Here is a 7451-nt window from a genome sequence, read left to right on the forward strand (position 1 = left end):
GTGCGTGCTCGCGCGCATGGTTGTGCTTCCCGGGCCCGGTGAATCGTCAGTCGAGCAGTTCGTCGGGGCCGCTTGCTTCGATCAAATCACCGAACTCCAGCGGAGCGTCACTGGGGACTTGCGCGGGCGATTGCAAACTCAAACCGGGTTCAGTGTGCCCGGCGTCGGTGTCGCCTTTGACAGGCTGCTCCCCTGGCGACGGATCTCCTGACGGCGTCTCACGCGGCGACGTCTCCTCCAACGTTTCGCGGATGATTTTGGCCGTCAAACTGAGCCGAATCTCCACCGCTTCGCAGCCACACACCGCTGCCAGATCGCCTGCATGACGCACCCGTTGCCACGCTTGTTCGGTCTTTCCCCGGGCCAACCGAATCCGTGCCGAACGGATGATCCGATCGACCGCCAGATCCAATCGTTCGGCCGAGCAATAAGAGTGCGCCGCGGCATCCAAGACGTCGGGGATCTCACGGTAATGTCCGATGCAACGCAACAGTTTGACCTCGCGGTCGCGGTGCGCCCCGGCTTGCAGAAAATTGGCTTCCAAGTCGTGAATCAACGCGGCGACGTCATGACGATCGGCATGCAGGGAAAGGTCACAAGAATCGATCGACAGTTGACAGGCACGCGCCAGGTGCGCCTTCGCTTCGCCAAGCACGCGTTGATTGGCGGCCAGACGTGCGCGCGCCAATTCGATGCGTGCTTCGTATCCGCTGCGACAGCGGTCGTCATCCTGTTGTGCTTTCAATTTGTCGCCGATCACCGGCAACCGCACCGCACAGCAATCTTCACAGGGGGCATCGGCGCAGTTGCCCGAGGGGCCACACAGACAGCAGGTGTCGACGATGTCACAGGGGGGACAGGTCATCGCGGCATAGCTGACAAAACGATCGGCATCCTGGAAACGCGACTGCGCGATCGCGATCTCGGCGGACAGCAGCCAGGTATTGCCGGTCGACGCGCCGGCGCGGCAAAGTTCCACACGCGAGTCGACCAACCAGTCGGACGCTTCCAGATAGTCGCCACGGCTGGTCAGACAAGCGGCCAGGTTGTACGCCACCGTGCCCGATTCATAGGGGTCATCGATCGCCCAGGCACGCATCAGTGCCTTGCGGTATTTCGATTCCGCTTCGTCCAAGTCTCCTTCGTGGAACGCCTCGCGGCCGTCTTTGACATAACGGTGCAGCGTCGCGTCCTTGTCGACGATCTCTTCGGGGCCGCCGGCGCATCCGCTGATGATCGCTGTTGCCATCAGCCAACCCAGCATCGCGCCCCGATGAATCGCTTTCGCCAATGTCACAGTCATCAACGAACGCCTCCACCGCGAACCGCCGACGGTGACAACTGTTTGGTCGGGGTCTTGCGTTCGCGATAGCGTCGGAGCAACCAGTGGTCTTGGATGTCGCCGACCAGTTCTTGGGTGTCCTCGACCGTGTCGTTGACTCGTTGGGTGGTCCCCGGCAACGCTTCGGCTTCGCCGCGGACGATGGTGACGATCTCGCGCGATTCGTTGGTCAATTGTTGAATCAACCGCGCGGTTTCACGCAGTGTTTCGAGCGTCGTGGCAACATCTTCGTTGGTCTTGTCACTTTTGGCGTCCATGTTTGCCGCCAGCGTTTGAACACTTTCGGCTGCAACGGTTGCCGCGGCGGCGGACTCCTGGATTTGCCGGATCGTGATTCGGATGTCACCGTCGACCAGTTGATCGACTCGTCTTGCCAGACGAGTCAATTCGGATTCCAGGTTTTCCGTCGTCTCACGAAGCTGTGCCAGCGTTTGGACGGCTTCTGGGCGGATGGCGTCACTGGTCAGCCTGAGCGATTTGAACGTCTCCTCACTCGTTTGAAAGGCCGGATCGATGCTATCGCCGAGCGATTGTTGCAACTGCTTGGCGGCACTGTCGATCGAATTTCCCGCCGCCTCGATTTCGCCTGCCATGCGGTCGACTTGGTCGTCCTGTTCCTGAATTCGGGTGATCGTTTGACCCGGCAACAGTCGTTTCGGCGGATCCGTTTCGCCTTCGGGGCGACTACGTCGAATTCGCACCACCGCCGGTCCGACGCCATACTTTCGGTCCAACGTTACTTCGCTTTCGGTCGTGATTCGATCGCTTTGTTTGGAATTGATGGCCAGCGAGACGCGGACCAAATCGTCGTCGGTGACGTAGTCCAGCGCGTCGACTTGGCCGACCGTTTCACCCAAGATGATCACCTCGGTCCCGGTCCGCAATTGAGCCGCCATGTCTTCGGGGACATGGATGTAGAACAGATCCTTTTTCACCGCCAGGCCGCTGGTGAAGCGGACCGAGATGATGATCGAGAGGATAAAGACGACGATCAAAAAGACGCCGACGATCTGATTGACGTAGCGCAGGCGATAGGGTTCGTTCATGGTCGGCGTCCTCCGGCGGTGACCATCGCCCCGTCGACGATTCGCCAGTGCTGCACCGGTTTTCGGAACTGTAACTGGTACTCATCGCGGTCGCCGGCGAAGAACAAGACCGCGGTTCCGGCGTCACGCAGGTCATCAATCACCGAGACAAAGTTTTTGTACAACGATTCGAGCATGAATCGCAGGGGCCGTTCCAGGATCAACAGTCGCGGGCCGTTGGCGACTGCGCGGATCAGTTGGCACAGTTGCAGCACCGAAGGTTCGACAACAGTGGGACGTTTCTTGAGAGCCCATTTGACCTTGGCACGCTGATGTCCCGCCAGACGTCGAATCCAATGCGCCACCTTTTGCTCCGCGTCGGTTTCGGTGATGCCGTGGTGTCGCATCGGCAATTGGAGGTTGTCACGCAGCGTCAGACTTTGGATCCACGCCGATCCGGCAAACACCCGCCCGATTTCGCTCCGCATTTGAAAGTGTCGTGCGTAGTCCGTCCCCATCCAATCCTGGCGGTCGTACAACACTTCGCCGGCGTCTGGCGGGTTCAAGCCCAGCATCATCGAGACCAAGTTGCGGGGGTTGTGATGCCGTTCCAGTTCCACTTCAACCAACTCGCCCGACCGGATGGTTCCCGTGAACCGCTTCATTTGAATCGACGTTTCTCCGGCACCTTTGAAATTCACGGTGTGGAACTCCAGGATCGGCGCAGCGAACTCCCATTGCGGGGCTGGTTTTTCGGTCGTGATAGCGTCGCTGGTCACGGGCTTATCCGAATTGGAAAACGAGAATTTTGTTGTAGAACAGGATCGACAGGATGGCCGAAACCGCAAACACGGCGGTCAGTGCCCGGATGCCTGCGCGGCTGGCGATGCGAGGCACATCCGTCATTGAACCGCGCGCGTTGACACCTTCCAGGCAGCAGATCGCCCCGGCAAAGCCGCCCGCGACCATGGTCTTGGACAAGAAGAACGTCAGATCGCTCAGTTCAAAGTTGCTGGCGATCTCGCCGTAGAAGTCATTCCAGCTGGTGTGGATCGCATTCATCATGAACCCCACCGCGTAGCCGGTCACCACCATTGTCACCGCCGTGATGATCGCCAGGCAAAAGACGCTGATCATGACCGCCAAGACACGCGGCATCACCAAAAACGTCATCGGGTCGATGCCCATCGAATCGATCACTTCGACCTCGCCGCTGGCTCGCATCGTTGCCAGTTCGGTGCTGATCGCGATTCCGCTGCGTCCGATCACCACCAGGCATGCCAGCAGCGGAGCGATTTCGCGAACGATCGAGCGCCACAAGATCGGTGCGACGATCTCGGTCGTCGCGCCGGCGGCATCGGTCCACATCGCCGCTTGGACGATCAGCAACACGCCCACCGCCCCACCGAATCGAAGCGCCGCGGGAATCGCGTCGACCGCGGTGAACAGCACCTGTTTGGAAAACATATTGCGGACCGGATACGTCCACGAGCCCGGGTGGACAGCCAAGGCCAAGCAGGCCCACAAAACCGAGGCGATCGCCGACAGCCGGCCGAAGCGATCGAAAAACAGTTCCCCCAAATTGCCGGTCCAATACCAGACCCAACCGGTGACACGAGCCACAGCCAGGCGGACGAGATCGAAGGAGCGGATGGAGGCGCGAAACACGGTCGGTGGCGGGGAGACCTAATGAGCGGACGAATTGGATTCAGACTCACAATCGGCCGAACCGCACCTCAGCTCCCACATCGAACCGTTCCAGCACGCACAATCCCACCCCCACCCCGCCGACCAACCGGCGCAACCGTCACACTCCCACCAACCCAACCAGTGCCCAACCGCTGTCCCCCAAATGTAGAACCGCTGTCCCAGCTGTTCCCCCTGCCCGCGCAGCGGGCAGCCCCGGAGCCACAATTCAGCCGCCAGCGGCTGAGGGGGGGAACAATTGAGGACAATGGTTCTACAATCTCCAGCCCCATCTGGTGCCACCCACCAATCAAGCCCCGAGTGTAGAACCGCTGTCCCAGCTGTTCCCCCTGCCCGCGCAGCGGACAGCCCCGGAGCCACAATTCAGCCGCCAGCGGCTGAGGGGGGAACAATTGAGGACAATGGTTCTACAATCTCCAGCCCCATCTGGTGCCACCCACCAATCAAGCATGCCACGATCAGCAACCTACGTGCTAGCAAATCAGGAGGCGGAGAGCCCATGTTGCACGTCCGAATCACTGCGAAGCGGGTCAGAATGGTGGAGTCTGGGGCGGACCTGCTGCATGATTCTTCCCCGAATCATTCTGCCTCCGGTCCAGCGTCTCTCGGCTGAAAGTGACCAAGACCAGATCACTCAAAACGTCTGCCGGCAAAAATGCGATTGACCGCTGAGTGTTCATCCAGCCGGCAACTTCGTAGGCGAACTGCATGCGATTGCGAATCGATGTTGGAGAATTACCCGACAGCTGTTTTTCTGTCCAGTTTCTGGTGTCCTGGCCAGACACGCAGCCGACGATCTCGCGGCGGACGGTGACAAACTCTTCGTCCTGGCTGAGGTCAAACTCTTTGAGAGCAGTCTCCATCATTTGAAGGGACGCTTCGCCGCCCCCTGCCTGGACACACTCGCGCAGGTGTTTAAAGACAACGACTTGAAGGATTTCCGTTCGTCGGCACGATGGTGTATGCTCATCTGGCACGGACACCCCGTTGGTGCCGAGTCTTTCGGACGACGGCCGGGAAGGCCCAGCGTGCGCGAAACATCGATGCTCCCAAGCTGGACAGTCTCTCTCGGTGATCCTTGACGCTACGATTCGCCAAGAGGCTTTTCACAATCCATTGCCGAATCCCAATCCACGTACGCCCCCGCCGTTCGTGTACGTTCCGTGCCTACTAAGTCATTGTATCGTGCGATGAACAGAACTGTGATCGAAGGCGAGACCAGCCCGATGAAGAAGCGGATCATCCCCAACGCCGAGCAACAAACACCTCACGTTCCTGGCGAAGGTTGGCTGGATTTGGAGCAACTCGCTGACCTCGAAGTCACGTCGGAAGACGCCGCGAATCCGATTGAGTCTGCGCTCGTGCCCGGACGCGGTTCAGGCTGGCGTGCCGCGGAATCGGGCGAGCAGACGATCCGGCTCGTTTTTAACAGCCCTCAACAAATCCAGCGAATCGCGTTGGATTTTATCGAGTCGCAGACCGAATGCACCCAGCAATTCGTCCTTCGCTGGTCCTCCGACGGCGGACATTCTTATCGCGAAATCGTCCGCCAGCAATGGAACTTCAGCCCCCGTGGTGCGACGCGGGAGTCAGAAGACTACCGCGTCGATCTGCCCCACGTCACCACGCTCGAACTAAAAATCACCCCCGACATCAGTGGCCGGGAATCTCAAGCCACCCTCGCTCGATTGCGTCTCGCCTAGTGGTCCGCCGCAGCTTAGTTTTCGGGTAGGCCGTACTGGATTTTGTTAAGAATCCCATACTCCCGGGAAGTCGAACAACTTCCGCTACCCGAATTTTGAGTCGAGCCAAAGCATCACTGCTGCACACCAACTCAATCTCCGGATTTCTGCACGATCGCGAACCTCCGATTGCAGGTGGCATCTTCGGCCGCGGTTGCGGAGCGGCATCGGGGCCCCTTCCCAGCCGCCTTCGGCAGACACCCTCGGCCGATCAAAAATCTTGACGAAATGCGAACCCGCCGGCCTTGCAGGTGTCAAATTGGCAGGTTAAGTTTTCCCCCACACCGTCGACGACGGCCCGGGCGATTGGCTCAGTTGGTTAGAGCGCTGCTTTCACACGGCAGAGGTCACTGGTTCGAATCCAGTATCGCCCACTTCTAGACATTTCAGCAAACAACGATTAATACGCTACTCCGCGTAACCGGCATCGTGCCGTGTGACCCGTCTCGCTAATCGTTTCACGGCTCCCCTCGCTGAATGGGGTTCCGCTCGCCGGACCAGAGCGGCCCGTCGCTTCGGCGTCTGAGTCTCGCCTTCGGGATCCGGGATGCCGATGATCGCGTGGCGCTCTTTCATCCACCCACGCGGTTCGCACAACACGTGCGTCCTCTGCACAGGAGTCTAAGAGCGATTCCGGCTTCTCCCACCACGCCTTGCCGGATCCAAAGATTCGAGGGGGCGTACGTCGATCCAGTGACCGGTCGGAGGTTAGGCGGGCCATCGATCTACCCGATGGGCCGTACGCCTGCATCAGTTGCCCTGTGAAGCAAGCGTGTTCAAACCGTGTATCGGCGTCGCACCGGTCGATCGCCGGGGCCTTTGGGACCACCGGGACAGACGATCGAAACTTCCGTCGCCACTGATAGAAAGGAGGCGACCGCCAGGCCCAATTGAGCGAACCGTTCAATGCGGACACGCCATTGCAGTGCGAGCTGCGGGCGGATTATGGCACGGGTTTCTCCTAAAAGTGGAAAGAATCCCGTCACACCAACCAGCCGGTCAACAAGGGCGGATAGATCGCTTACCTTGCGGACGCTCGAACATGTCGCCCCCAAACAGCTTAAGAAGCGCTTGCAATGGCAGGGGCGTGTGACAGACTGGTGGCGCGTTTCCATTGGATGTTCGGGTTCACGGGGGCATCCGAAAATCGATTCAAGGAGAGTTTTCATGCCAGCATCGATCCACTTGGTGACCGGAGCGACGTCCGGTATCGGCCAGGCAACGGCAAAGCTGCTCGTCGAACAGGGCAAGCGGGTCGTTGGCATTGGCCGATCAATCGAAAAGCTGCCTGATGGCGTTGAGGCGGCGCAGCTTGACCTTCGCGATGCCTCTGCCATCAAGCGTTTCTTTCAATCGCTTGCCGACGACAAGGAATCGATCGCCAGCCTCCTCAATTCCGCTGGCCTTGCGTTCTCCTCCCGCATCTCGGACGGCGACCCGGAGGACTGGCGGCGGATGTGGGAGATCAACGTTCACGCACTGGCGTTGTGCTGTCAGTGTGCCTTGCCGTTGATGGAAGAAGACGGATTGATCATTAACGTTTCCAGCCAGAGTGGGCACCGAGTGCCAAGCGCGGGCGGTTTTTATGCGCCGACCAAATTCGCCGTCCGGGCGATCACCGATGCCTTGCGCAAG

The 7451-nt window shown here is 59.6% G+C and carries 7 protein-coding genes and 1 tRNA gene; 3 read left to right on the forward strand and 5 right to left on the reverse strand.

Annotated elements, in window-relative coordinates; translation table 11 throughout:
- Window positions 1-46 precede the first annotated feature (46 nt).
- The 5 genes from H1B37_RS30700 to H1B37_RS30720 form a co-directional block, all read right to left on the reverse strand.
- Entirely contained in the window at window positions 47-1303 is a 1257-nt protein-coding gene (locus H1B37_RS30700; RefSeq protein WP_182871109.1) for an ATP-binding protein, read from the reverse strand.
- On the reverse strand, window positions 1303-2388 hold the full coding sequence (locus tag H1B37_RS30705) for an MlaD family protein (RefSeq protein ID WP_182871110.1): 1086 nt from the start codon (window positions 2386-2388) through the stop codon (window positions 1303-1305). The genes H1B37_RS30700 and H1B37_RS30705 overlap by 1 nt, the downstream gene beginning before the upstream one ends.
- Complete coding sequence (locus H1B37_RS30710) at window positions 2385-3146, reverse strand: ATP-binding cassette domain-containing protein (protein WP_182871111.1); 762 nt, start codon at window positions 3144-3146, stop codon at window positions 2385-2387. The genes H1B37_RS30705 and H1B37_RS30710 overlap by 4 nt, the downstream gene beginning before the upstream one ends.
- 4 nt (window positions 3147-3150) lie before the next feature.
- Entirely contained in the window at window positions 3151-4035 is an 885-nt protein-coding gene (locus H1B37_RS30715) for an ABC transporter permease (RefSeq protein WP_182871112.1), read from the reverse strand.
- Window positions 4036-4604: 569 nt separating this feature from the next.
- Entirely contained in the window at window positions 4605-4940 is a 336-nt protein-coding gene (locus tag H1B37_RS30720; RefSeq protein ID WP_182871113.1) for a hypothetical protein, read from the reverse strand.
- A gap of 324 nt (window positions 4941-5264) precedes the next feature.
- Between H1B37_RS30720 and H1B37_RS30725 the strand changes: the two genes are divergently transcribed.
- From H1B37_RS30725 to H1B37_RS30735, 3 genes are all read left to right on the forward strand, one after another.
- The gene (locus H1B37_RS30725; protein WP_220498458.1) at window positions 5265-5777 is read left to right on the forward strand and encodes a hypothetical protein; all 513 of its coding nucleotides are present in this window, start codon (window positions 5265-5267) and stop codon (window positions 5775-5777) included.
- 339 nt (window positions 5778-6116) lie between these two features.
- Window positions 6117-6190: transfer RNA gene (locus H1B37_RS30730), tRNA-Val, on the forward strand.
- A 652-nt stretch (window positions 6191-6842) separates the two neighbouring features.
- Window positions 6843-7451: SDR family oxidoreductase (locus tag H1B37_RS30735; protein WP_182871114.1), on the forward strand; the 609-nt coding region annotated here is incomplete at its 3' end.

This window comes from Stieleria mannarensis, assembly GCF_014154935.1.
Taxonomy (GTDB): domain Bacteria; phylum Planctomycetota; class Planctomycetia; order Pirellulales; family Pirellulaceae; genus Stieleria; species Stieleria mannarensis.